The 22,611-nt window shown below is 63.7% G+C and carries 25 protein-coding genes; 9 read left to right on the forward strand and 16 right to left on the reverse strand.

Annotation, left to right across the window (positions count from 1 at the left end; translation table 11 throughout):
* Positions 1-30: 30 nt before the first annotated feature.
* From raiA to NZ993_05565, 9 genes are all read right to left on the reverse strand, one after another.
* Positions 31-390, reverse strand: coding sequence for a ribosome-associated translation inhibitor RaiA (gene raiA / locus NZ993_05525; GenBank protein ID MCS7155250.1), 360 nt, complete (start codon positions 388-390; stop codon positions 31-33).
* Between the two features lie 19 nt (positions 391-409).
* Complete coding sequence (locus tag NZ993_05530) at positions 410-1,306, reverse strand: tyrosine-type recombinase/integrase (GenBank protein ID MCS7155251.1); 897 nt, start codon at positions 1,304-1,306, stop codon at positions 410-412.
* A 121-nt stretch (positions 1,307-1,427) separates the two neighbouring features.
* A complete protein-coding gene (locus NZ993_05535; protein MCS7155252.1) occupies positions 1,428-1,613 on the reverse strand; it encodes a histone H1 in 186 nt (61 codons plus the stop codon).
* 114 nt (positions 1,614-1,727) lie between these two features.
* The gene (locus NZ993_05540) at positions 1,728-2,522 is read right to left on the reverse strand and encodes an MBL fold metallo-hydrolase (protein ID MCS7155253.1); all 795 of its coding nucleotides are present in this window, start codon (positions 2,520-2,522) and stop codon (positions 1,728-1,730) included.
* A 7-nt stretch (positions 2,523-2,529) separates the two neighbouring features.
* On the reverse strand, positions 2,530-2,889 hold the full coding sequence (gene hisI, locus NZ993_05545; protein ID MCS7155254.1) for a phosphoribosyl-AMP cyclohydrolase: 360 nt from the start codon (positions 2,887-2,889) through the stop codon (positions 2,530-2,532).
* A 15-nt stretch (positions 2,890-2,904) separates the two neighbouring features.
* Positions 2,905-3,636 (reverse strand): ZIP family metal transporter, encoded by a 732-nt coding sequence (locus NZ993_05550; protein MCS7155255.1) that lies wholly within the window; start codon positions 3,634-3,636, stop codon positions 2,905-2,907.
* A gap of 70 nt (positions 3,637-3,706) precedes the next feature.
* Positions 3,707-4,609 (reverse strand): site-specific tyrosine recombinase XerD, encoded by a 903-nt coding sequence (xerD, locus tag NZ993_05555; protein MCS7155256.1) that lies wholly within the window; start codon positions 4,607-4,609, stop codon positions 3,707-3,709.
* Complete coding sequence (locus NZ993_05560) at positions 4,590-6,827, reverse strand: HDIG domain-containing protein (GenBank protein ID MCS7155257.1); 2,238 nt, start codon at positions 6,825-6,827, stop codon at positions 4,590-4,592. The genes xerD and NZ993_05560 overlap by 20 nt, the downstream gene beginning before the upstream one ends.
* Positions 6,828-6,915: 88 nt before the next feature.
* Positions 6,916-8,364 carry a beta-lactamase family protein gene (locus NZ993_05565; protein MCS7155258.1) on the reverse strand — a complete coding sequence of 483 codons (1,449 nt, stop codon included), beginning with the start codon at positions 8,362-8,364 and terminating at the stop codon, positions 6,916-6,918.
* 100 nt (positions 8,365-8,464) lie between these two features.
* Here NZ993_05565 and NZ993_05570 point away from each other — a divergent pair, with 100 nt between their 5' ends.
* A complete protein-coding gene (locus tag NZ993_05570; protein MCS7155259.1) occupies positions 8,465-8,920 on the forward strand; it encodes an SRPBCC family protein in 456 nt (151 codons plus the stop codon).
* On the opposite strand, the gene NZ993_05575 is transcribed toward NZ993_05570, so the two are convergent.
* The 6 genes from NZ993_05575 to NZ993_05600 all read right to left on the reverse strand — a co-directional run bounded on the left by NZ993_05575 (position 8,890) and on the right by NZ993_05600 (position 14,106).
* The gene (locus NZ993_05575) at positions 8,890-9,867 is read right to left on the reverse strand and encodes a PhoH family protein (GenBank protein MCS7155260.1); all 978 of its coding nucleotides are present in this window, start codon (positions 9,865-9,867) and stop codon (positions 8,890-8,892) included. The genes NZ993_05570 and NZ993_05575 overlap by 31 nt on opposite strands.
* A gap of 76 nt (positions 9,868-9,943) precedes the next feature.
* Positions 9,944-10,219 carry a NifU family protein gene (locus NZ993_05580; protein MCS7155261.1) on the reverse strand — a complete coding sequence of 92 codons (276 nt, stop codon included), beginning with the start codon at positions 10,217-10,219 and terminating at the stop codon, positions 9,944-9,946.
* 11 nt (positions 10,220-10,230) lie between these two features.
* On the reverse strand, positions 10,231-11,322 hold the full coding sequence (gene apbC, locus NZ993_05585; protein ID MCS7155262.1) for an iron-sulfur cluster carrier protein ApbC: 1,092 nt from the start codon (positions 11,320-11,322) through the stop codon (positions 10,231-10,233).
* Between the two features lie 18 nt (positions 11,323-11,340).
* Positions 11,341-12,300, reverse strand: a complete 960-nt coding sequence (locus NZ993_05590; protein MCS7155263.1) for a Ppx/GppA family phosphatase — start codon at positions 12,298-12,300, stop codon at positions 11,341-11,343.
* Between the two features lie 10 nt (positions 12,301-12,310).
* Complete coding sequence (gene prmA / locus NZ993_05595) at positions 12,311-13,138, reverse strand: 50S ribosomal protein L11 methyltransferase (GenBank protein ID MCS7155264.1); 828 nt, start codon at positions 13,136-13,138, stop codon at positions 12,311-12,313.
* On the reverse strand, positions 13,135-14,106 hold the full coding sequence (locus NZ993_05600; GenBank protein ID MCS7155265.1) for a M28 family peptidase: 972 nt from the start codon (positions 14,104-14,106) through the stop codon (positions 13,135-13,137). Before NZ993_05600 ends, prmA begins: the two co-directional genes overlap by 4 nt.
* Before the next feature lie 146 nt (positions 14,107-14,252).
* Between NZ993_05600 and NZ993_05605 the strand changes: the two genes are divergently transcribed.
* The 8 genes from NZ993_05605 to mtnA are packed head-to-tail and all read left to right on the forward strand — an operon-like array spanning position 14,253 to position 22,268.
* The gene (locus NZ993_05605; protein ID MCS7155266.1) at positions 14,253-14,642 is read left to right on the forward strand and encodes a hypothetical protein; all 390 of its coding nucleotides are present in this window, start codon (positions 14,253-14,255) and stop codon (positions 14,640-14,642) included.
* A 6-nt stretch (positions 14,643-14,648) separates the two neighbouring features.
* Positions 14,649-16,046: an MBL fold metallo-hydrolase gene (locus NZ993_05610; GenBank protein ID MCS7155267.1), complete on the forward strand. Its 1,398-nt coding sequence runs from the start codon at positions 14,649-14,651 to the stop codon at positions 16,044-16,046.
* A 13-nt stretch (positions 16,047-16,059) separates the two neighbouring features.
* Entirely contained in the window at positions 16,060-17,646 is a 1,587-nt protein-coding gene (locus tag NZ993_05615) for a M28 family peptidase (GenBank protein ID MCS7155268.1), read from the forward strand.
* A 46-nt stretch (positions 17,647-17,692) separates the two neighbouring features.
* A complete protein-coding gene (locus NZ993_05620; GenBank protein ID MCS7155269.1) occupies positions 17,693-19,681 on the forward strand; it encodes a dehydrogenase E1 component subunit alpha/beta in 1,989 nt (662 codons plus the stop codon).
* A complete protein-coding gene (locus NZ993_05625; protein MCS7155270.1) occupies positions 19,682-20,194 on the forward strand; it encodes a DUF2085 domain-containing protein in 513 nt (170 codons plus the stop codon).
* The gene (locus NZ993_05630; protein MCS7155271.1) at positions 20,166-20,744 is read left to right on the forward strand and encodes a DUF4199 family protein; all 579 of its coding nucleotides are present in this window, start codon (positions 20,166-20,168) and stop codon (positions 20,742-20,744) included. The genes NZ993_05625 and NZ993_05630 overlap by 29 nt, the downstream gene beginning before the upstream one ends.
* Positions 20,745-20,778: 34 nt before the next feature.
* Positions 20,779-21,222, forward strand: a complete 444-nt coding sequence (locus NZ993_05635; protein MCS7155272.1) for a hypothetical protein — start codon at positions 20,779-20,781, stop codon at positions 21,220-21,222.
* Positions 21,219-22,268, forward strand: coding sequence for an S-methyl-5-thioribose-1-phosphate isomerase (mtnA, locus tag NZ993_05640; GenBank protein MCS7155273.1), 1,050 nt, complete (start codon positions 21,219-21,221; stop codon positions 22,266-22,268). Before NZ993_05635 ends, mtnA begins: the two co-directional genes overlap by 4 nt.
* On the opposite strand, the gene NZ993_05645 is transcribed toward mtnA, so the two are convergent.
* Positions 22,246-22,611, reverse strand: a complete 366-nt coding sequence (locus tag NZ993_05645; GenBank protein ID MCS7155274.1) for a hypothetical protein — start codon at positions 22,609-22,611, stop codon at positions 22,246-22,248. The genes mtnA and NZ993_05645 overlap by 23 nt on opposite strands.

Genomic DNA, 22,611 nt, shown 5'->3' on the forward strand with positions numbered 1-22,611 from the left:
CCCAGCGGGGCCTTGCAATCTGATGAGGGCTCACCCGAGGGTTTCGCCTGCCTCCGAGTCCGCCAATCCCGCTTCGAGATCGCGGCGATCCGGACCGATCCTGCGCCGACGGCGCTCTTTGTAACGCACCAGCTGCCTGCGCAACTTCTCCACCGCCTCATCGATGGCTAACTCGAAATCCGGAGCTCGGGAAGTGGCCTTTAAAATCTGATCATAGACCGTGATCCAGATCTCGCTGCGCTTGCGATGAGCCGCCCCTTCATCCTCTAGCACCACGTTGCAGTCCACAATCCCGTTGTAGAGCCGCTCCAGACGGGTTACGGCTTGCTCGGCGTACCGCTGCAGCTCAGGACGGGCTTTGAAATGCCGGGCGGTGAAGTAAACCTTCATGATAGACCTCCTCTTTGGCTCACTCCGCACGGGGGTGCGCCCGCCGGTAGAGGGCCTTTAAGTGCTCTAGGCTCGTGTGCGTGTACTGTTGGGTGCTCACCAGGCTCTGATGCCCCAGGAGCTCCTTGATGGCCACTAGATCAGCGCCGCGGTCCAGTAGATGCGTGGCCATCGAATGCCGCAGCACGTGAGCCCCTTTGCGCGTTAACTCCGGAAACAAAGCCCGAATGGCCCGTCGCACATACCGGTACACCGCAAGACGACTCAGAGGAGATCCCGAAAGCGAGAGCAACGGGTCTTGGGGTCGAAGCGAGCCGCGATCCGCCAAGTGGGCCTTTAGGGCGTCGGCCGCCGTCCGGCCCACGGGCACCAGGCGCATCCGCCCCCCCTTGCCCCGCACCCGCAGCAGGCGAGCGTAGGGATCCCAATCCTCCAAGCGCAGGCCGACGAGCTCGCTTGTACGCACGCCGGTGCTGTAGAGGAGCTCCAATATGGCGCGCCGCAGCCGACCCTTGGGGCTTTGGGTATCCGTGGATTCGATCAGGCGGCGCACGGCCTCTTCGTCCAGAAACACCGGCAAGGTCCGCCCCACCTTCGGCGTGGGCAAAGCCTCCAGGACCTGGCGTCTAATGTAACCCTGTCGATACAGAAACCGAAAGAACGTGCGCAGCGCCACCCCCTTTCGGGCTATCGTCCGGGGCCTTGCTCCTGCGCCGCGAAGAGCGCCCAGCCAAGCGCGGGCCCAAAGACGCGCGCGGGTCTCCAAGACCTCGGGTGCAAACGTCGTCTCCTGGAAGCGTTCGCGGATGAAGCTGAAGAATTGCTGCAGATCCCTCCCGTAGGCCGTGCAGGTGTGGGCAGAATAGCGCCGGACCGCGCGCAGATGTTCCACGTAAGCGCTGATCCAGGTATCCATGTGCGGATTTTAGCTGCCGTATACGGGCTTTCGCGAAATCCTCCGAGCCTTCGCACCGCTCCCTGCCGCATGCAAGGGGGGCCGTCTCGATCCGAAACGGCCCCCCAGGATTCCAACACACTTAGGCGCCTTTTTGTTGGTTTTTAATCTGCTGCACTTCCACCCGAATCGCCTGAGCTTTGGCCTTCAGCTCCTGCATGGCTTTGCGCAGCCGGGTACCGGCCGCTTTGTTCCCCTTCTCGTAAAAAGCCCGAAAGTCCTTTTCCAAGGACTCCACGAAGCCTCTGAGCTCCTCAAAGCGGCTCATAAGCGTACCTCCTGCTTGGGGTTAGACGGTGACGCGTATTGGGCACTGGCTCCTTTCAGGCTCGGAGCGGAACATACACAAATGACGCCAACGCTGTCAAGCATTTTGGCCCTTTTAGAGGGTTACCTCTTCCCAGTACGCTCCTTCCGTCCCAGCTTGGGGGAAGACGCGGATAGCCGTCGGATGTAGGCCATGATAGAAGAGCACAACCGTTCCGGCCCGATCTCGGAGGCGTTTTGTGAGAGCCGTGCGCCAGGCGTACGCCCGCTCCGGGTCCGTGTCGTATTTGGCGCGGAATCGACGCCCGAACTGGGACAGGCTAGCGAGCACGTCCCCGGCTAGCAGAGCCGAGCCGTCGCGTCCGTGCACCCAGATGGCCTGATGCCCTGGCGTGTGCCCCCCGGTGAGTTCCAGCTCCAGGTGGGCGTTTAAGGCCATGGAGCCCTCCACAAGCCGCAGCTGATCGGATCGTTCTAGGAGCCGGAGTAACGGCTCTAGGGGGGGCTTATGAGGGCGGATGCGAGCGTAGTCCCATTCGGCGCGCTGTATGACGTACTCAGCCGCCGGAAAGGCAAGCTGCCAGAAGCCGTCCTCCTCGAGCAAAGCCCCTCCGACGTGGTCGGGATGCAAATGGGTAAGCACAACACAGCTTATGTCCTCCGGCTCTACGCCATGAGCCTCTAGATTGGCGTACAGCTCCCCCCATCCCTCCGATCCCCAGCCACCCAGACCCGTATCCAACAAGGTTATATGGCCCGGAGCGATCACGAGAAACGGGCGCACGGTCACACGTAGCGCACCTGGCCGGCGGGGGGCCCCCTCTTGAACGGGCTGGAACCGCTTATCGCCCGCTACCTCATAGAGGCCTTCCTGCAAGCCGAAGATCGAGATCCCGCCCAGCTCCATCATGCCCTCCCTACGCTCCTGTGTCGGCCTCCGGCTTGCGCCACTGACCGTCTTGCCAAGTCCGGTAAAAACATGTGGGATGCCCTGTATGGCAGGCGATCCCCCCCACTTGCTCGACTTCAAACAGCAGGGCATCGCCGTCGCAATCGACCCAGATCCGGCGCACCAGCTGATAGTGGCCGCTTGTTTCGCCCTTAACCCAGACCCGGTTCCGGCTGCGGCTCCAGTACGTCATGCGGCCGCTCTGCAGGGTCTGCTCCAAGGTCTCGGCGTTCATGTAAGCGACCATGAGCACAGCCTTTGTGCGCGCATCCTGAACCACGACTGTGATCAGGCCCTTTTCGTCGAATTTGAGTCCATCGAGCGCCATAAACGTCCCGGAAAGTTAGTGGGTAAGGAGCGCGGTCACCGCGGCCGTGCCGATGCCGGCCAGAAAAACCATAAAACGAGTCCGGATTAGCCGGTGGCCGCGCACGAGGTTTTCCATGAGCAGAAACACGGCAAGATAGAGGAAAATCCCTGCTGAGACGCCCAACAGAACCCCTAGCGCCGCGGGGGGAAGTTCCTGAACGACGAGCGTGGCCGCCGCAATACCGAGCAAGGGCATTGAGGCTAGCAAGCTTATGGCAGTCCAAATACGCCGGCTTGCCCAGTTTGCGGAGCGCAATAAGTGTACGAGCATGAGCCCCATGGGCGTTTTGTGCGCCAAAATAGCCAGAAAGAGCAATCCGATTGTCTGAGGATAGGCGGCGGCCAGCGCCAGGGGCCAGGCCTCGATGAAGCTATGCAGACACACCCCTACAAGCACCCCCATTCCCTCGAGGGGGCTAAGGGATCCATATGGATGGGCGTGCTCCAGTCCTCCGGTCATCTGGTCAAGAAGCAGCTGCAGCCCAAAACCCAGCAGCAGCGCGACCCCCGCCCATCCCCGAGCAGCTGCGACAGCCTCTGGGATCAGGTGCAAGAAGCCTAAGCCCAACAGAAGCCCGGCGCTGTAGGGGAGCCAACCCTGCAGACGCTCAGCCGAGCGAGCCCATCGATCGCCCAACCAGCCACCTAGCAAGACAGCCAGGGCGAGTACAAAGCCCAAGGATATGCCCGGTAGTGACGTTGACATTCAGGCCAAGGGCTTTCCTGAGGGGGCCGGTGCAAAATAGCGCTTTTCGGGAGGCCCAAACAACCGGCCTTTAGGGGCGCGGATGACAGCTTCGGTGGATCTCGATCAGATCCGTTCGGTCCAGATGCGTATACAGCTGCGTGGTTGTGATAAAAGCATGCCCCAAGAGCTCCTGCACGGCCCGCAGGTCCGCCCCACCCTCTAGCAGATGGGTGGCAAAGGAGTGCCGCAGGGTGTGCGGGGAGACAGGCTTGGTTATGCCAGCCCGGCGGGCGGCTTGGGCGACGATCGTCCAAATGGCCATGCGGCTCATGGGACCCCCACGCGCGTTAAGAAAGAGCCGGTTTGAGGCTCTGTGGGGGCGTCGCACCAGATGCGGCCGCACCTCCCGCTGATAGCGCTCGGCCCATTCGATGGCCATACGGCCCATCGGAACCAGGCGCTCCCGGGCCCCCTTGCCCACGAGGCGCACAAAGCCCAATTCCAGAAAGAGCTGATCCTGCTCAAGCGCCGTAAGTTCGGATACGCGCATGCCGGTGGCGTACAACAGCTCCAGTATGGCCCGGTCCCGCACCCCCAACAGGGTCGAGGTGTCGACGGCCGCAAGCAACCGCTCTACCTCCGGCACCTCCAGCACCACGGGGAGCCGTCGCGTCAAGCGGGGTGGCTCTATTGCTTCGGTGGGGTCGGATCGCAGAAAACCTTCGGCTATGCAGAAGCGGTAAAAGCCTCTGAGCGCAGCAAGATTGCGCGCCAGGGATACTTCCGACAGCCCCACTTCCGCAAGGGTCGCCACATAACGACGCAGCGTCGCGCCGTCGGCTCGCTCTAGGGGCACCTCCTCTGCTTCTAGATAGCTCAGGTAACGATGCAGATCACGCGCGTAAGCCTCCTGCGTAAGCGGGGAGAGGTGCTTCTCCGCGCTCAGAAAATCCAGATAAGCCCCTAGAAGCTCATCCGCGTCCCGTCGCATCGCTTTTTGTATCCGCTTCGACCACGGAGGGGTTAGATTCTGGCTCTGGATACGGAACGCGCTGATGATAGAAGGCCAGCAGCTGATCCCGGAAAGCCGCCTTGATGCGCTCTAGATCGCGGAAAGTAAGGGGGCTTTCGAGCAGCTGCCCGTCGGCCAAACGCTCCTGAAAGACGCGCTCGATGGCGCGCTCGATGCGCTCCGGATCGGGTTGCCGCAGCGCTTTTACAGCTGCCTCCACCCCATCGGCGAGCATGAGAATGGCTGTTTCACGCGAACGCGGCTTAGGACCGGGATAGCGGAACCGAGACTCATCTAGGGGGCCCTCTCCGAGCGGACGCCCCTCACGGGCCTTTTCGTAGAAATAGCGCACCAACGTGGTGCCGTGATGCATCGGGATAAAAGCGATTACCGGATCTGGAAGCCTGTAGCGACGGGCTAGCTCCAGGCCGTCGGATACGTGCTGAATCACGATTTGCGCGCTCTGCTCTGGGCTGAGCTGTTCGTGCGGATTGAAGGTCTGCTGGTTTTCGACGAAGTACAAGGGGTTGCGCATCTTGCCGATATCGTGGTACAGGGCCCCTACGCGCACCAAAAGCCGGTGGGCTCCAACGGCCGAGGCGGCCGCCTCGGCCAGGGCCGCGACCTGCAGGGTGTGGGTGAACGTGCCGGGCGCCCGTATCGCCAGCTCGCGCAAAAGCGGGTGATTCGTATCGGAGAGCTCCAGCAGGGTCAAATCGGTGGTAAGGCGAAAAAGCCGTTCCACGATCCACAACAGCGGATAGGCTAGGAGCGTCAGCACAGCGTTGCCGCCGATATAGGCCAGCATTCGACCGAAGTCCTCCCAAGGCGCAGAGCGCAGCAGGGCAAAGCCGATCCATACAGCCGCATGGGCCGCGAACACAAGCCCCGCGGTGGCAAAAAACTGCCCCCGATGGGTGATGTCGCGCACGCTGAAGACGGCCAAGGCCGAACCGAAGAGCACGGCCAGGGCGAGCTCAAAGTCCTTGCCCCAGAACAGGCCGCTCAAGAGAGCTAGCGTCACAGCCCCGAAAAAACCCAGCCGGGAATCGAAAACGACCGTAAGCAGGATCGGCACAAGGGCCACCGGCACGCTCCACCGGGCCTGCGGGGCGATAGAGGAGGCCAGCGTGTGAAGGGTCATCGCAAAGCCAAACAACAGGACCAGGAGCCCCAGCTGAAGGTTGTCCCGGAAGATGCGAGCGCGAAACAGGTACAGATAAAGCCAAAAGATGAGGAGCACAGCCACGACAAGCAGGCTCTGTCCGATCCGAAGGAGCAGATGAGAGCTCCATCCGGCCCGCTCCCGGTAGGCGCGTTCCAGCGACTCCAACTGCGCGTATGCTTCGGGGGTGATCTTGTCGCCGCGTCGGATCAGAATCTGGCCTTGCTCGACTTTATCCCGCGTGGGAGAGATCAGCTCCAGGCGCGCCCGCAGCTCCACCTGGGTCTGGGGCGCATCGTAACGCCAGTTGGGCTGCAGCACGGCCCGATAGAGCGCAAAGCCCAACCCGAGTGACGGCCCATCCAGGCGCTCATCCAGCCTCTGGTAGCCCGCCTGCAAAGCCCCTTCCAGATCCAGAACACCCTCCACGGGAACAAGCCGCTCTAGGCGGCTCTCCGGAAAACGCACGGCTATCTGGGGGGCCGAAACGGCGCTTCGCGGCACATCTACGACCCCTCGCTCCAAGGCGGCCTCAAGGGCTTCCTGCACCGCGTACAAGATCCGACGGCGCTTGCCCGGGTCAGCCCACAAGTCTTCCCAGAGCTCCCAGTCCGCCTGCGAAGCGGGCCGAAGCGGCAGCGCTTCACGTAAGGTGCGACAGCGGGCGGAATCCTCCGGTTGTGTTCGGATCGCGCGGCAGACAGCAAAGGCCTCCTCCAAGCGCTGCGATAGCGAATCTAGCCGGCCTCGCGCCTCAGAAGAGGCCCCCGCATGGCCCCGGAAAACAGGAGGGGTCTGACGGCGAACCTGCTCCCGCTCACGCTCAAGCTCGGCCTCTGTCTTGTATATGGCAAAGTCAAAGGGGGCCTCCACGTCGGCGCGCCGCCAAACATCCCCCACCTGATAGGAAAAGTCATAGGTCTCGATCCCCGGAAAAAGCGCCCAGATCAGCCCGGCCCAAAGAAGCAGCAGCAACAGCCGTATCCCGGGCTGTTTACGCCATGGGGCTAGGGGGGCTTCGGGTTCCGACACCTCAGGGCCCCTGCCTTTAGGGGCTAGGCCCAGGGGGCGCATCCAGGAAAAGCGGCCGAATCCGAACATGACACTTTACGGGCTAATACTACGCCCCCCCGCTACCAGAAGACAATCCGTAGCGCACTTCTGCGCGCAGAAAACGCAGGTTGCGCGTGCGCCCGGTGCTCAAGCGCATCTCAAGCACGCGTCCCTGCGGGTCGCGCAAAAACTCTACGCGGCCCACGGGTAGCTGAAAAACGTCTTCCTCCAGGGGCAGAAGCGTCCACTCTTCTTTGGGATGCCGCAGCCGAAGGCTATCGCCCACCAAGGCGATGCGGTAGAAGACCTCTAGCTCTGGGCTATAGTAGAAGCCCTCATAGGCGCGAAGCTGCTCGCGCGAGGGCCTACTAACCGTTCGGGGTGGTCTGACGGAGGGCTCCTCTGCGGCCTCTGCGCGGGCCGGCTGGGGAAAGCGATCCTCCAACACGATATCGGCCACCTGGTGCGCCAGGGCCAACGTGTTTACGTTTGAAGCGTTGGCCAATATGATCACGCTAAAGCGCGCCTCAGGCAACCGAAACAGAATCGCGCGGTATCCGGCGATGCTGCCCGTATGCCAGACGGCGACAAGACCCCTGTAGGAGCCGATCATGAGCCCCGAGGCGTAATTTAACTCCCGGCCGTCCGCCAAGCGTCCCCGCTCCTGCAAGGCTTGCAGGAGCTTAGCCCCGCCCACCGTGTGCGTGTAGAAGTTCTCATCCCACTTGGCCAGATCCCGCAACGTGCTCACTAGGCCTCCAGATCCCACCGTACCGTAAGGGTAGTGCACCTTGACCCAGCCGTCTTGCGTGCGCGCATAAGATTGGGCCCGGTTGGGGGTGATCATCCGGTAGTCCTCGTGAAAAAACGTATCCCGCATATCCAGGGGCTCGAAGATCCGCTTGCGGGCAAAGACCCCCAAGGACTGACCGCTCACCCGGCGCACAAGCTCGGCCAGGAGCACGTAGCCGAGATTGCAGTAGGCGTATGCGGTTCCGGGCTCGAAGTTGAGCTCCCGTTGGCCATAGGCCAAACGCAGCACGTCGGACATGGTCAGCACATCCTCGGGGCGCCATCCGGCCAGGCGCGCAAGATCTAGCGACTCTCGCAGGCCGCTGGTGTGGTGCAACAGGTGACGCACCGTGATGCGCGCCTTAAGATGGGCCAATTCGGGAATATACTGGCGCACGTCCCCGTCCAGATCAAGGCGCCCCTCGGCGGCGAGCAAGTGCACGGCGAAAGCCGTAAATTGCTTGCTGACCGAGGCGAGCACAAAGCGTGTAGAGTCCGTAATCGGCACCCGATGCTCCAGGTCGGCCATCCCGAAGCCGCGCCAGTATCGGATCCGCCCCTCCCAGACGATGGCCAAACCCAAACCGGGGCTATCGGTCCGATCCCACGGGGCGAAGATGGCCTCAACGCGGCGGATTTGATCCGACCGCAGCACAGGCTGGGCGAAGGCCACGCCGGTTACGACAAGCCCCCAGATAAGCAGTCCCCATCCCCTGGCTCTCATAGATGAAGACCCTCCAAGTTCCGGGTTGTTATATACGGCTTTGCGGGCAAAAGAGCCACCCGCTTGCGCGGCGGTGGCGGCCGGGACCATTTTGGCGTCGATGCAGCAGGTAGTGTGGTTGGACTTCGCCATACGGGCCCCGATCGACGCGGTCTATGGGGTTTTTACGGACCCCAGAAGCTGGCCAAGGGGCCTGCTATGCCGAAGGAGCGAGCCCGCCGGAGGCTGGAGCCCGGGCGCGGAGTTTGAACTCCGGGTGCTGCGCTACCGGGGACGCTTTTGGATAGCAGAGCATGAGCCCCCGTTTAGCTGGGTGGCCGAGCAACGGGAAGGGGCTTGTCCGGAGTGCGTGCTGGGACTGCAATGCCATCCTTTGCGCGGACGTCTGGGCACACGCGTGCACCTGGAATTGAGCTGGATATCCAAGCCCAAGTGGGCTTTGCTGGATCGGTGGCTGCTTAGGCCCTGGCTGGGGTGGCGCCTGTGGCGCTGGGCGCAGGGACTGCGGCGCGATCTGGAGGGCCGCTACGGGGTGTCCTCTCCAGAGGCCTTGTAGGCGGCGCGATAGCGCTCGTAGGCCTCGATAATATCCTGCACAAGCCGGTGGCGCACCACGTCTTCGCGGCCCAGGTACACAAACGCGATCCCTTCGATGCCGGCTAGCACCTCTTGAACCTGCACTAGGCCCGAAAGAGAGCGCCGCGGCAGATCGGTCTGCGTTACGTCTCCGGTTATGATGGCGCGGCTGTTGGCACCTAGGCGGGTGAGGAACATCTTCATCTGCACCGTGGTGGCGTTTTGCGCTTCGTCCAGGATCACGAAGGCGTTGTGCAGGGTCCGACCTCGCATGTAAGCCAAAGGCACGATCTCGATCGTGTTGCGATCCAGATACAGCCTCAACTTGTCCGGGGGCAGCATATCCTCCAGCGCATCATAGAGCGGGCGCAGGTAAGGGTCGATCTTCTCACGCAGATCGCCCGGAAGAAAGCCCAGACTTTCGCCGGCCTCGACAGCTGGACGCGTGAGCACAATCTTTTTGACCTCGCGCGCCTGCAGGGCCGCCAGCGCGAGGGCTACAGCCGTATAGGTCTTGCCAGTTCCGGCTGGACCGATGGCGAAGACGATGTCGTTTTCCCGAGCAGCCTCCACAAGGGCCCGCTGGCCGGGCGTTTTGGCCACCACGGCACCGCCATTGTACGTGTACAGGATGACCTCCTCGGCCTCCCCGTGGCTGGGGGATCGCCCCCCGGTGACGAGCTCGATGACCGTGTCGACGTCCTGTTCGTAGAGCTGGCCGGTTCGATTGAGCACATACTGCATCTCCAAAAGAATCCGTTCGGCCTGCTCCACTTCAGCGGCCTGACCTCGCAGGATGACCTCTTTGCCACGTGCGATGAGCTGTAAGGCGGGAAAGGTGCGTTCGATTTTGCGCAGAAACTGATCGTTAAAGCCAAACAGCAACAGCGGCTGACTGCTGGTGACGGTAAAGCGGCGTTCGATCAAGGAAAGCCCGTTCCCCTGATGCCGGAGTTCGGATTTACGCACGTAAACTATCGCGCCTCCTGCTCTTTGTCAACGCTCACCACGGCATAGGTGGGGCATTGGAAATGGCCTCCACCCGCTGGATCTCGGGCACCGCGCGCCGAAGGGCCTGCTCGATCCCGGCCCGAAGCGTCATCACGCTCATGGGGCAGGAACCACAAGCACCCTGTAGCTCGAGTTCCACCACGTAGTCGTCCGTGATGTTCAGGAGCTCCACGCTTCCTCCGTCGGCTTGCAGATAGGGTCGAATCATCTCCAGAGCGCGCTCGACGCGCTCGTAGACGTCCTGTGGGATGTTGGGATTGCGCTGCATAAGCGTTGCTCCTATCGGAAGATGATCTCTACTTTCTCGGTAGGAGGGACTGTGGCGTTGCGAATGGCCACCTGTTGGGCCACGCGCTGGGCTAGCTCCCGAAAGGCCTGCGCCGAGGGGCCTTCGGGGTCGCGGATCACCACGGGAACCCCTTCATCGCCCCCCTCGCGGACGGCCTGCTCCAGCGGGATTTCACCCAAAAACGGCACCCCGAGTTCCTCTGCCAACCGGCGGGCTCCGCCTTGCCCGAAAAGATAGTAGCGCCGATCCGGCAGGTCCGGGGGACTAAAATAGGCCATGTTCTCCACTATGCCCAGCACGGGGACCTTAACCTGGCGGAACATCATCACTCCCTTGCGGGCGTCAGACAGGGCCACGTCCTGCGGAGTCGAGACGATCACGGCCCCTGTGAGGGGAACCGTCTGCACCAAGGTGAGCTGGATATCGCCAGTGCCAGGGGGCAGGTCCAGCACCAGATAATCGAGCTCACCCCAGTCGGCGTCAGCCAGAAACTGGCGCACAGCGGAGGAGACCATGGGCCCTCGCCAGACGACCGGCGTGTCGGGGTCGACCAGAAAACCCATCGAGAGCAAACGAACCCCGAACTTCGTAACGGGCAGGATCTTGCGGGCCTCCGTCAGCTGGGGGCGCACCCCCTGCAGCCCGAACATGGTGGGGATGCTCGGGCCGTAGATGTCGGCGTCCAGCAGCCCCACCTGAGCCCCGCTTCGGGCCAGGGCCACGGCCAGGTTCACGGCCACCGTGGATTTGCCCACCCCCCCTTTGCCAGAAGCCACGGCCACGATGTTGCGCACCCCCGGTAGTAGGGGCTCCTCTGCGGCCCGCGCGGTGGTCACGTGCGCATCCATTTGGATCTCCACCTCCGCCTGAGGATCCACCAAAAGCGCTATGGCCCGGCGGCAGGCCTGCTCGATGTGGCTCTTCAAGGGGCAGGCCGGGGTGGTGAGCACAACGCGAAACGCGATCCGGCGTCCCTCTATGCGCAGATCCCGGATCATGCCCAACGAGACAAGATCGCGCCCCAGATCCGGGTCTATGACCTGGCTTAAGGCGCGCAACACAGCTTCCTGCGTAATCGCCATCGCAGACTCCGTAACAGGCTAACGAGCGCGAGATTCCCGATCAAGTCCCGATCCGCCAACCGCCGCTTCGCCGGAAAGGTTCCCCGCCAGATACAGGGCCCAGCCATAGCGCAGGCCGCGATCGCTCGCGTAAAGACCGGGGGCGTCCAGACGTCGCAGCAGGCCCGCAAGGATCACCAGCCCCGCCAGCCATACGTCGGCGCGTCCGGCCAGGATCCGAGGGCCAAGGGCCAGGATCTCATCGGGGCCATCCAGGGAACAGAGCCGCTCTATCCAGGCCAGAACGCGCTCGCGAGCGATCCAGAAGCGCTCCACGCGCTCGGGCGCATATTCGGACAGACCCAGCTCAAGGGCAGCAAGCGAGGTCACGGTTCCGGCCACCCCGACGAGCACAGGCAAGGGGCCCGGGAGCGAAACGGCCCCCCAAGCCGCTTCGACGGCCTGCTCAAGGGCCCGCAGATGAGCCCGGTCCACAGGATAGGCGGATAGATAGCGCTCCGTAAGGCGCACGCATCCCAGGGGCAGGCTAATCCGAAAGCGCACCTCCAGGCCCCGGCCCCAGGTGAACTCCGCGCTGCCTCCGCCGATATCCAGCACCGCCAGCTCCTCGAATTCGGGAAAGCCCGAACGCACCCCCATGTAGGTCCAATAAGCCTCCTCCTGGCCCGAGAGCACGCGCACGCCGAGGCCAAACTCCCCGAGGGGCCCGAGCAAAAGCTCTCGGTTTCGGGCCTCCCGCACGGCACTTGTGGCCACGGCCCCGATCCGCTCAACCCCCCACGTTCGGGCCACCTCCAGATACCGACGCACGATGGCCACTACGCGCTCGACCGCCTCGGGCTGCAACCGACCCGAGGCGTCTACACCCTGCCCCAAACGCCCAAACCGCTGCTCCTGATACAGGGGCCGTACTATACCCGAGGCCACCTCCGCTACGAGCAACAGGACCGTATTGGTGCCGATATCGATCGCCGCCACGCGCATCTTCTTAGCGCACCACCCAGGCGACCCACTCCTGTTCAGCCTGCCGCTCGATGAGCGTCAAACGATGGGTGTGCAGCGTTTTTTGCAATAACGGCTCATCAGAGGCGAGCAAGCCCGACCACACCATCGGCGCCCTGCGAGCCCGCCGCCGCAGCAACTCGGGCAACAGCTCTTCGATCGCGCTTCGGGTCAGGTTGGCTGTGATCAGATCAAAGCCGCGCTCCGAGACCGCTTCCAGGGAGCCCAAGCGGACCTCCAGGCGATCCTCCACCTTGTTGAGCCGGGCGTTTTCGCGCGCGTTCTCGCAGGCGAATTCGTCTATGTCCACCGCGACCGCCCGCGCAGCGCCGAGTTTTATGGCGCCGATAGCCAAAATCCCCGTTCCCGTGCCCACATCCAGCATGCGCGCCCCAGGCCGCAGCCAGCGCGCTAGCAGCCGCAGAACCAAGCGGGTTGAGGCGTGATGGCCCGTTCCGAAGGCCATCTTGGGCTCGATGATGAGCTCTACGTGGCCCTCCGGCACCTGGGCGGGCTTCCACGGGGGCCGCACCCAAAAGGGCGTCACGGCCACGGGCTCGAAAAGCTCAGCCCATCGGCTTAGCCAGTCCTCGGGCTCAAGCCGCCGCAGCTCCAGGCGGAGCTCGGGATCCCAGCGCCGCAACAAGCCCAACAGCTCTTCTGCGTCCGGGTCCTTTTCGGAGGCGGGCTTGTAGGCCCGCAGCAGGGATTCGTCCTCCTCAAAGCCCTCAAAGCCCCACTCCCAAAGCTCGGCCAGCAAAAGCTCCATGTGCTCCGGCCGCGCGTAAAGACGCAGCTCCAGATACGGCCTCATAAGCGCCCCGGAAGGCGTCTGTAAAGCAGCTCCACGAGCACCCGCCCCACCATTCCCAGCGTGTCGCGGTCGATAACGGGCAGGTCGTCTTCGTGCGTATGCCAATACGCAGGAAACGGGTTCGGATCGGGGCTATGGTGGATGATGTTAACCGTCGGGATGCGGGCCAGCTCGATCAACATCACGTGATCGTCGCTGATGTAAGCCCCCGGGGCTCGGGGAAAGCGGGCCCCGTAGCCGAGGGCGTGCGCCGTGTTCCAGATGAGCTCTACGAGTTCCGGGGCGGCCTCCAGAGAGTAGCGCTCCTGATAGAAAACCGCCCCTCGGGCCCCCACCATGTCGAGCAGGATCCCGTACCGCGGCCAGTAGTCGGGGGGTTTTGTGCGAGACCAGTGCCGGGAACCCAAAAAATAGCGCTCTAGGTCCCCCTCCCGCCCGTAATCCTCGCCATCGAAGAAGACCACGTCGACCCCGATCGGCGGGGGCCGATCCCGGAACAAGCGCAGCAATTCCAAAAGCACGGCCACGCCGCTGGCCCCATCATCGGCCCCTGGGATGGGGTCTTCGGGACGCTTGGGATCTCGGTCCGCGCGCGGGCGCGTATCCCAATGCGCGCACAGCAGCACCCGCTGCGAAAGCTCCGGCCGTACGCTTGCCTGAAAGTTGACAAGCTCCAAAACCTCCCCGTAGCCCTGGGCCCGAAACCGCTGCTCCGAGACCCGCTCAGGCCCTGCGAGGCGCTCCAGCTCGGCCCGCAGCCAGCGCTGCATGGCCCAATGTCCGGACCGATTGGGAACGCGCGGCCCAAACCGAAGCTGGGCCTTTAGGAAAGCGTAGGCGGAATCGGCCGAAAATACGGGGACCTGAAGGGTATCCGGACTCGAAGCGTGTTGCTTCGGGCGCCGGCCGGGCTGGCAGGCTGTGGCCAGCAACAGCCCCAAGAACGCGATAAAAGCCGAGCGCTTCATGTAGCGCAAAGTTGGCTTTCCTCTCCCCGAGCGGGCAAGTCGGGCCCCGCGGTGCCCTCGCTTGTGCTCCTTGCAACGGAACGCAGGCCCTCGCCAAGGAGAAGCCGCCTTTGTATCTTTACCGACCCCCGATGCGCAAAGTAAGCATGCGCAGCTGCGTCCGAACGTACCTGCTTCTGAGCCTACTGGGAGGCCTGCTCGGCTGCGGTACGCGCAGCGATCCGCGTCTGGAGGCCGTAAGGGAAGCACTGGAGGCGAAACTGGCCGGATTCCCCTACGGCCGACTCGCGGTCGAATCCGTGAAGCTCGAAGACTCTAGCGCGTTTGTCTTTACCTTTCGGGTCGACAGCCTAGATGCGCACTACACGGCCAACTGGATCCGCTACGTCGATCCCATCCTCTGGGAGGGGCGCCTTATGCGACAGCAGCCCCGACAGGGGGATCGCTTCCGCTGTTCAGGCCAGGTGGAGTTCGCCGGACCTCGGGTCCGCGCGCTGCGCTTGGGGCGCGACTTTGAACGGCTCACGGAGCCCTGAGGTCCTATGCTGCTGCGGTTTTTGGGCGCCGCGCGCACCGTAACCGGCTCCATGCACCTTATCGAGCCCGATCGAGGGCCTAAGATTCTGCTAGAGGCTGGGCTCTTCCAGGGCCGACGGGCTGAGACGTACGAGCGCAACCGCAACCCGGGCCTGGATCCGACCCAGATCCCGTATGTGATCCTATCGCATGCGCACCTGGATCACTGCGGCAACCTGCCCCTGCTGTATCGCCTGGGGTTTCGGGGGCATGTTTTCTGTACGCCCGCCACGCGGGATCTGGCCAGCATCCTGCTGCGCGACAGCGCGCACCTACAGGAGCGCGACGTCGAGTTCGTCAACCGAAGGCGGAGCGCTCAGGGCCTACCGCCCGTGGAGCCCTTGTATCGGCTTGAGGAGGCAGAGGCCGTCCTAGAGCACTTCGTGACCGTGCCCTACGGGCGTCCCTTCAGCCCGGATCCCGGCTTCGGCTTCGCGTTCGGGGACGCTGGCCACATCCTGGGATCGGCTCACGTGTTGCTAGAGGTGCGCCGGCGGGGTAGGCCGATTCGGATTGGATTCTCGGGAGATCTGGGCCGCTACGGGCTGCCTATTCTGCGCGATCCGCAACCCATGCCCGAGGTCGATTACCTGATCTTGGAGTCCACCTACGGCGGACAGCAGCACGAACCCCTGCAGCGGGCGCGCGAGGAGCTGGCCGCCGTGATCCGGCGCACGGCCGCGCGCGGCGGCAAAGTCCTTATCCCAGCCTTCAGCGTGGGGCGCACACAGGAGATCCTGTATGAGCTCAACGTGCTCTTCCGCGAGGGGGCGCTTCCGGATATCCCCGTGTTCCTGGACAGCCCCTTGGCGATCGACGCCACCGCCATCTACAAAGCGCATCCTGAATGCTTCGACCAAGAGACGCGAGCGCTGCTGCACCGCGATCCGGACCCATTCGGCTTTGCCCGCCTTACATACGTCGTAGAGGCTGAGCAGTCCAAGCGGCTTAACGAGCTTCGGGTGCCGGCCGTGATCATCGCTGCCTCCGGCATGATGGAAGGGGGGCGTATCCTGCATCACCTGCGGCATCATATCGAAGACCCGCGCACCACGATTCTCGTGGTGGGCTTCTGCGCCGAGCACACGCTCTGTCGGCGCCTTGTAGAGGGGCACAAGGAGGTCAACATCTTCGGGGAGCCGTTTCGGGTCCGGGCCGAGGTGGTTGTGATCTCCGCCTATAGCGCGCATGCCGGACACGATGAGCTTTTACGCTGGACTGAACCCCTGTTGGGGAATCGGCTGAAGGCGATCTTTCTGGTACACGGGGAGTACTCGCGCCAAGAGGCTCTGGCCGAGGCGCTGCGCACGCGAGGAGCCCGACGCGTGGAGATCCCCGAGCGAGGGCAGGCGTACACCATATAGGAGCCGTTGGTCCATGAGAGGGACGCTACTAGGATGGATCGCCATCGGGCTAGCCGCCTGTCGAGCCCCGGTTGAGCTGACCGCCACGGCCCCCCTACCCGGGCTGGAGCACTTAAGACAACTGCCGGCTTGGGCCGATTCTGTGGGGCGCGCGCTGGCAAGCGACTCCCTAGCCGGCCGGCTCACGGCAAGCCCTGGGCAGCACAAAGCGGCCCAACTGTTGGCCAGGCGCCTTCGCGAGATGGGCCTTGCCGGGGCGGCCGATGACGGGTCTTACTTTCAGCGCTTTGTCGTGCGGATACGAGAGCTTGATACGGCCCGCACGTACCTGCTCCTGCATAATGAGCGCGACAGCCTGCGGCTGGCCGTGGGGCGTTACTTCTACGCCCTCAACGCCTACGCCCTGCCCGGGCGATGGGATACGATGCGCGTGCTCTTCGGCGGCTACGGGATCAGCTTGCCGGAGTACAACGACCTGGCCGAGCTCAAGCCCGAGGGACGTTTGCTCGTGGTCTTCTCCGGTGCCCCCCGAGCGCTGCAAAAACGGCGCATCGGCTTCTTTCAGGACTCCTTGGATGTAGATGGGGTGGAATACAAGCTTCTGAACGCCCTCTTCGTGCATCGGGCCGCGGGGCTTATCGTGCTCGAGGAGCCGGATCTGGTCGACGACTGGGAGCGCATCCGCCCGAACTTGCTCGGCCCCGCCATGCAACTAGCGCAGGGGGGCCCCGCCTTGGAGTTAGACCGCCCCTTGCTTTTCGCTCACCCCGGGCTGGGGCGGATGCTCTTTGGGCGGGCCTACGATAGCTTGCGGCTGGCCGCCTTGCGCGGGGATCACCTCACGGCCGGGGAACTGCCAGTCCGGCTTTCCGTGCGCCTGAGCCTTTCGGTGCGCCTGGACACCACGGAGAACGTGCTGGCCTACGTGCCGGGCGCGCGCCGGGCGCGACAGTGGGTCACCCTAGGGGCCCATTACGATCACATGGGTACTTTTGAGGGCAATATCTACCGAGGGGCCGACGACAACGCCTCGGGCTCGGTGGCCCTGCTGACCGTAGCGCGAGCGCTTGCGGAGGATTGGCGCGCCGGCCGAGGTCCAGAACGCAGCGTTTTGCTGGTTTGGTATAGCGGCGAAGAGCAAGGGCTGCTCGGCTCCGAATGGCTTGTAAGCAACCTACCCCGCCGCATAGGCTCCATCCGGAACGTCTGGGCCAACCTCAACGTGGACATGGTCGGCCGCTTGAGCGCGGATACGCTTTACGCGATCGGGGCGGGCCGGCTTAGGCCGACGTTACAACGGCTCCTGGAGGAGGTAAACAGCCGGTTGGGTCTTTTCGTGCTCGATTACACCTTCGACGATCCGGCGCACCCGAAGCGGCTCTATGAGCGCAGCGACCACTACGCCTGGGTGCAGCGCGGCGTGCCGGCGGTTTTCTTCACAGACGGCATGGGCGAAAACTGGACCCGGAATACCGCGCTGGACGATTACCACCGGCCCACGGATAGCTGGGAGAAGATCAATCAGGAAAAGCTCCGCCGCACGGCCCTGCTCCTGTACGCCCTGACCCGGAGCATAGCCGATCGACCCGGCAGGCTTTAATCTCTGGACCGACCCGTGATAACTTGCGCTGTATCTGGACGGACGTATGTCGGAAACGCGCACCATCGCCCTGACCGAAGCCCAACTGCGGGAGCTGTACTACTACTTGCTCCTGCCGCGTCGCATTGAAGAGCGCATGCTGCGGCTGCTGCGGCAGGGCAAACTAGCCAAGTGGTTTTCGGGCATCGGACAAGAGGCCATCTCCGTGGGCGCCACCTATGCGCTGCAGCCCGACGACGTCATCCTGCCCTTGCACCGGAACCTGGGCGTGTTCACCACGCGCGGCGTGGATCTGAAGCGGCTCCTGCGGCAGCTTATGGGCAAGGCGGGCGGGTTTACCAAGGGGCGGGATCGCACCTTCCACTTCGGGGTTCCGGAACATCGCATCATCGGCATGATCTCCCATCTAGGGGCCATGCTACCTGTGGCCGACGGCCTGGCCTTGGCCTTCCAGCTGCGCAATGAGAGGCGCGTTGCGCTAGCCTTCATAGGGGAAGGGGGCACAAGCGAAGGCGACTTCCACGAAGCGCTCAACCTGGCCGCCGTCTGGAAGTTGCCCGTTGTGTTTTTGGTCGAAAACAACGGCTACGCTCTCTCGACCCCCACGCGGGAGCAATACGCCTGCGAACGTCTGGCCGATCGCGCCCTGGGCTACGGCATGGAGGGGTTTCAGGTGGACGGCAACGACGTGTTGGCCGTCTACGAGGCCGTGCGCTACGCGGCGGAAAAAGCCCGCCAGGGCGACGGCCCGACCCTAATCGAGGCGCTTACGTTTCGGATGCGGGGTCATGAGGAGGCCTCGGGCACCCAGTATGTGCCCCCGGAGCTCTTCGCCGTTTGGGCCGAGCGCGATCCGCTTTTGCTCTTCACGCGCAGGCTGGAGGCCGAAGGGGTGCTTACGGAGGCCGACAAAGCGGCCATCGAAAGCCGCATCCAGAGCCAAATCGAAGAGGCGGTTCAGGACGCGCTCACGGCCCCTTGGCCGGAGAGCACGCCCGAGCGCGAGCTGGCCGACGTGTACGCCCCTAGCCCCCCGCCCACCGCGCCGCCGACAGGTCCGGCGCCCGAGCGGCGCTACATCGACGCCATCTCCGAGGCCCTGTGGCAGGCCATGGAAGCTGACCCTAAGGTGCTGCTCCTGGGGCAGGACATCGCGGAGTACGGGGGCGTGTTCAAGGTCACGCAGGGTTTTGTGGAGCGCTTCGGAAAGGCGCGCGTGCGCAATACGCCCATCATCGAATCCGGAGCGGTCGGCGCCGCCCTGGGGCTGGCCCTGGAGGGCTTTAAGCCCGTCGTAGAGATGCAATTTGCGGACTTCGTCTCCTGCGCCTTCAACCAGATCGTCAACAACCTGGCCAAAACGCACTACCGCTGGGGAGCCCCGGTGAACGTAACGATCCGGCTTCCGGCTGGAGGCGGCACGGCGGCCGGACCGTTTCACTCCCAGAACCCAGAGGCCTGGTTTCTGCACGTGCCAGGGCTTAAGATCGTAGCCCCAGCCACGCCCTGGGACGCCAAGGGCCTGCTTTTGGCCGCTATCGAGGACCCCAACCCGGTTCTATACGTGGAGCATAAGCTCCTGTATCGCAGTCTAAAAGGACCCGTGCCCGAGTCGCGCTATACGATTCCGATTGGCCGCGCGCAAATCCAACGTCCCGGACGAGACCTTTCGATCATCAGCTACGGGCTGGGCACGCACTGGGCCTTAGAACTGGCCGAGCGCCTGGCAGAGGAGGGCGTGGAGCTGGAGGTGATCGACCTGCGCTCCCTATTGCCCTGGGACAAAGAACTTGTGCTCGAGTCCGTGCGCCGCACTAACCGGGCCCTGCTGTTGCACGAAGCCAACCTGACCGGCGGCGTGGGGGCTGAGATCGCCGCCACGATCGCGCAGGAGGCCTTTCGGGACCTAGACGCCCCCGTTTACCGGGTGGCCTCGCTTGATACCCCGATTCCGTTCAGCGAAAACCTAGAGCGGCACGTCTACTGGCCCAAAGATCGGCTGCCTGAGGCGGTCTGGGAGGTGCTGCGCTTCTAAATGCGATGCCGGCTCGCATATGGCCTGCTTTGGACCGCTTTGGGCGGGTTGCTCTTGGGCGCTGTCCTTCCGGCCTGGTTGCACCCCGATCCGTGGGAGGCCTGGCAGAGCCCCTGGTTTCGGCTTTATGGGGGCCTTTGCCATCAGCTCCCGGAGCGCTCTTTTTGGGGACCTTCGGCGCCCATGGCCGTCTGCCAGCGCTGTATGGGTTTGCTTGGGGGGCTGTTCGTAGGCTCTCTTCTGGCCCCGCTTGGGCAGGCCCAAAGGGCGCGCTGGGCTCGACGGGGTTCTTTGCTGTTAGCCGGCGCCCTGTTGCTGGTGGCGCTGGACTGGCTTTGGGGATGGCTTTACGGCAATAGCGCTCTGTCTCGCGTGCTCACCGGAGCCTGCCTCGGTCTTGTCTGCGGCCCGTATGCCGCTTGGGGCTGGGTTGCGCTTTGGCGCCCCGGCACCGGAACATACTCAAAAAGGGAGAGGTGTACGCATGGAAACCCCCACTACCCCTCCACTTAAGCTGCCCTCGATCCTCGTAGGGGGTCTGCTGACGGGCGTGCTCATGTTTATTGCGGGCGTGGTGATCGTGCTCCTGCAGCTAGCCCAAGCGCCCAGCGGGGGCCTAGTGAACCCCTTCCAGCTAAGCAGCGCGGCCGCTAGTTGCCTGCTTGTGTTGCTCTCGGGCTTCAGCGCGGTCTGGCATTTTGCGCGCAGTTACGAAAACCCCTCCCTGCGCGCCCTGGAGGCTGTGGCCATGGGCATCGGAGCAGGCTTTTTGGCGGTTCTGCTTTCGGCGGCCCTCAACTGGCTCTGGCAGACGCTTGATCCCAACATCCCGATGCGGCTCAAGGAGCATCTGATCGAATCCGTAGAGCTGAACGAACGCATCCCCGAGGAGCAAAAAGAGCAGATCATCGCGGGCATTGAGCGACAATTTGCGCAGCAACGGCGCCTTTCGGGCTTGGCGCAAAGCGTGTTTTTTGCGGGCATCTTCGGCATGATCGGAGGCATCTTCGGGGCCCTGCTGGGGCGTGCGGTGTTGCTCAAACCTGCCGAACCCGACGCGTAGCGGCATGCGCATCGGCTATGGACAAGCGGCCCTTGTGAGCTCTCTAGCAATCGCGCTTACGTTCCTTTTGCCAGCCCTGAGCCTCCTCAACTTGCTCTGCTGCGCCGGCGTGATCCTAGGGGCTTTGGTAGGGCCTTATCTATACACCTCGCAGAACCAAGCCCCGATTAGCGCCCGTCAAGCTGCGGCTATGGGGGCACTTGCCGGTGCTCTGGGTGGGCTGTGGTCGCTTCTGGCGATGCTCCTGCTATATGAACTGGGCATCGACCTGGCCGCCGAGGCGCGTCGGATCTTAAGGGAGCTGGAAGAGTCCGGGGTGTGGGGGTTTGCAGGCTCCCTTGAGGTGCTCACGGCTGGAGCGAGGATATTGGCTCTTTCGGGGCTTCTGAACATCCTCTGGGGTGCGCTCTTTGGCGCCTTAGGCGGGCTGATCGGCGGTAGCATTTGGGGTGAAAGATACGCGGTGAGGGGATCGTGACGGCGCTGCGACCGCTGATATGGACGGGAACACACCTTGAGGTGCTCGATCAGACGTTTTTGCCTCAGGAGGAGCGGTGGTTAAAGCTCGGCAGCATAGAGGACGTCTGGGAGGCCATTCGCTCCATGCGCGTGCGCGGGGCGCCGGCCATCGGCATGGCGGCCGCCTTTGGACTATACCTGGGCGTAAGAGAACGCCGAGACTTCTGGACGGGCCTTGAGGAGGCGATCGCATACCTGAGCACGGCCCGTCCTACGGCGGTAAACTTGCGCTGGGCTCTGGAGCGTCTGCGACGGCGGGCTGAGGCGCTGCGCGATCGGCCGACGGAGGAGATCAAGCAGGCCCTGTTGGAGGAGGCGCTTCGCATCCAGGCCGAGGACGAAGCGATCAACCGCCGCATCGGCGAACACGGCCTGTCGCTGCTCCGGCCCCGGGCGCGCGTGCTTACGCACTGCAATACGGGCGCTCTAGCCACCTCGGCCTACGGCACGGCCCTAGCCCCTATTCTGCTGGCCCAGGAGCGCGGTTGGGCGCCGCACGTATGGGTGGATGAGACGCGGCCCCATCTACAGGGAGCCCGCCTGACGAGCTTTGAACTGGAACGCGCCGGGATCTCCTATAAGCTCATCGTCGACAGCGCGGCCGCTTACCTCATGCAACAAGGCCAGGTGGACCTGGTGATCGTGGGGGCCGATCGCGTCACGGCACAGGGGGATGTGGCCAACAAGATCGGCACGTACGCGCTGGCCGTGTTGGCGCGCGCGCATCGGATTCCTTTCTACGTGGCCGTGCCCACCTCCAGCATCGATTTCAAACTTAGGAGAGGATCCGAGATCCCCATTGAAGAGCGGCCCGCGGAGGAGCTAACGCACATCCGGGGGGTTTCGATCGCGCCGGCTTGCGCCCCCGTATACAACCCGGCTTTCGACGTCACCCCCGCCCGGCTGATCACGGCCTTCATCACCGAAAGGGGCATCTTGCGCCCCCCCTACAGGAAGGCCTTTGCGGATCTGCGGCAAGAGCTTATGGAAGCCGAGGGCGCGTGAGCACTTCGTAGAGCGCCGTTCCGGCCCAGCCGGCTAACGCCCCCAGCCCGAAGGCCACCCCCAGCGAAAGGGCCGGAAAACCCCACGGCGGAACCCGATTCCCCACAAATCCGCTCAAGCTCATCCGCAACCGGGCCATAGCCTCAGGGTCGAATGCCTCATTGTAAACCAGCAGCAGGGCCCAGACGGCCAACAGCACGACGCCTGCACGCCACCACGCACCCCGCCCCATAAACAGGCCCAGTAGGAGCGGAACCAAAAGCGCGGCGCTCCAGCCTAAGAGCACGTGCAGCAGAAGCGCCGCAAGCACGCCCAGAGCTCCAAGCGTCCACCAGGAGAGCAT

This window comes from Bacteroidota bacterium (assembly GCA_025059945.1).
In the GTDB taxonomy this organism is placed as follows: Bacteria; Bacteroidota; Rhodothermia; order JANXDC01; family JANXDC01; genus JANXDC01.

Excerpts from the sequence above, each read along its gene's own strand:
- raiA (MCS7155250.1), bottom strand. The coding sequence starts at position 390 with ATGAAGGTTTACTTCACCGCCCGGCATTTCAAAGCCCGTCCTGAGCTG.
- NZ993_05530 (MCS7155251.1), bottom strand. The coding sequence starts at position 1,306 with ATGGATACCTGGATCAGCGCTTACGTGGAACATCTGCGCGCGGTCCGG.
- NZ993_05535 (MCS7155252.1), bottom strand. The coding sequence starts at position 1,613 with ATGAGCCGCTTTGAGGAGCTCAGAGGCTTCGTGGAGTCCTTGGAAAAG.
- NZ993_05540 (MCS7155253.1), bottom strand. The coding sequence starts at position 2,522 with ATGATGGAGCTGGGCGGGATCTCGATCTTCGGCTTGCAGGAAGGCCTC.
- hisI (MCS7155254.1), bottom strand. The coding sequence starts at position 2,889 with ATGGCGCTCGATGGACTCAAATTCGACGAAAAGGGCCTGATCACAGTC.
- NZ993_05550 (MCS7155255.1), bottom strand. The coding sequence starts at position 3,636 with ATGTCAACGTCACTACCGGGCATATCCTTGGGCTTTGTACTCGCCCTG.
- xerD (MCS7155256.1), bottom strand. The coding sequence starts at position 4,609 with ATGCGACGGGACGCGGATGAGCTTCTAGGGGCTTATCTGGATTTTCTG.
- NZ993_05565 (MCS7155258.1), bottom strand. The coding sequence starts at position 8,364 with ATGAGAGCCAGGGGATGGGGACTGCTTATCTGGGGGCTTGTCGTAACC.
- NZ993_05570 (MCS7155259.1), top strand. The coding sequence starts at position 8,465 with ATGCAGCAGGTAGTGTGGTTGGACTTCGCCATACGGGCCCCGATCGAC.
- NZ993_05580 (MCS7155261.1), bottom strand. The coding sequence starts at position 10,219 with ATGCAGCGCAATCCCAACATCCCACAGGACGTCTACGAGCGCGTCGAG.
- apbC (MCS7155262.1), bottom strand. The coding sequence starts at position 11,322 with ATGGCGATTACGCAGGAAGCTGTGTTGCGCGCCTTAAGCCAGGTCATA.
- prmA (MCS7155264.1), bottom strand. The coding sequence starts at position 13,138 with ATGAGGCCGTATCTGGAGCTGCGTCTTTACGCGCGGCCGGAGCACATG.
- NZ993_05600 (MCS7155265.1), bottom strand. The coding sequence starts at position 14,106 with ATGAAGCGCTCGGCTTTTATCGCGTTCTTGGGGCTGTTGCTGGCCACA.
- NZ993_05605 (MCS7155266.1), top strand. The coding sequence starts at position 14,253 with ATGCGCAGCTGCGTCCGAACGTACCTGCTTCTGAGCCTACTGGGAGGC.
- NZ993_05610 (MCS7155267.1), top strand. The coding sequence starts at position 14,649 with ATGCTGCTGCGGTTTTTGGGCGCCGCGCGCACCGTAACCGGCTCCATG.
- NZ993_05615 (MCS7155268.1), top strand. The coding sequence starts at position 16,060 with ATGAGAGGGACGCTACTAGGATGGATCGCCATCGGGCTAGCCGCCTGT.
- NZ993_05620 (MCS7155269.1), top strand. The coding sequence starts at position 17,693 with ATGTCGGAAACGCGCACCATCGCCCTGACCGAAGCCCAACTGCGGGAG.
- NZ993_05625 (MCS7155270.1), top strand. The coding sequence starts at position 19,682 with ATGCGATGCCGGCTCGCATATGGCCTGCTTTGGACCGCTTTGGGCGGG.
- NZ993_05630 (MCS7155271.1), top strand. The coding sequence starts at position 20,166 with ATGGAAACCCCCACTACCCCTCCACTTAAGCTGCCCTCGATCCTCGTA.
- NZ993_05645 (MCS7155274.1), bottom strand. The coding sequence starts at position 22,611 with ATGCTCTCCTGGTGGACGCTTGGAGCTCTGGGCGTGCTTGCGGCGCTT.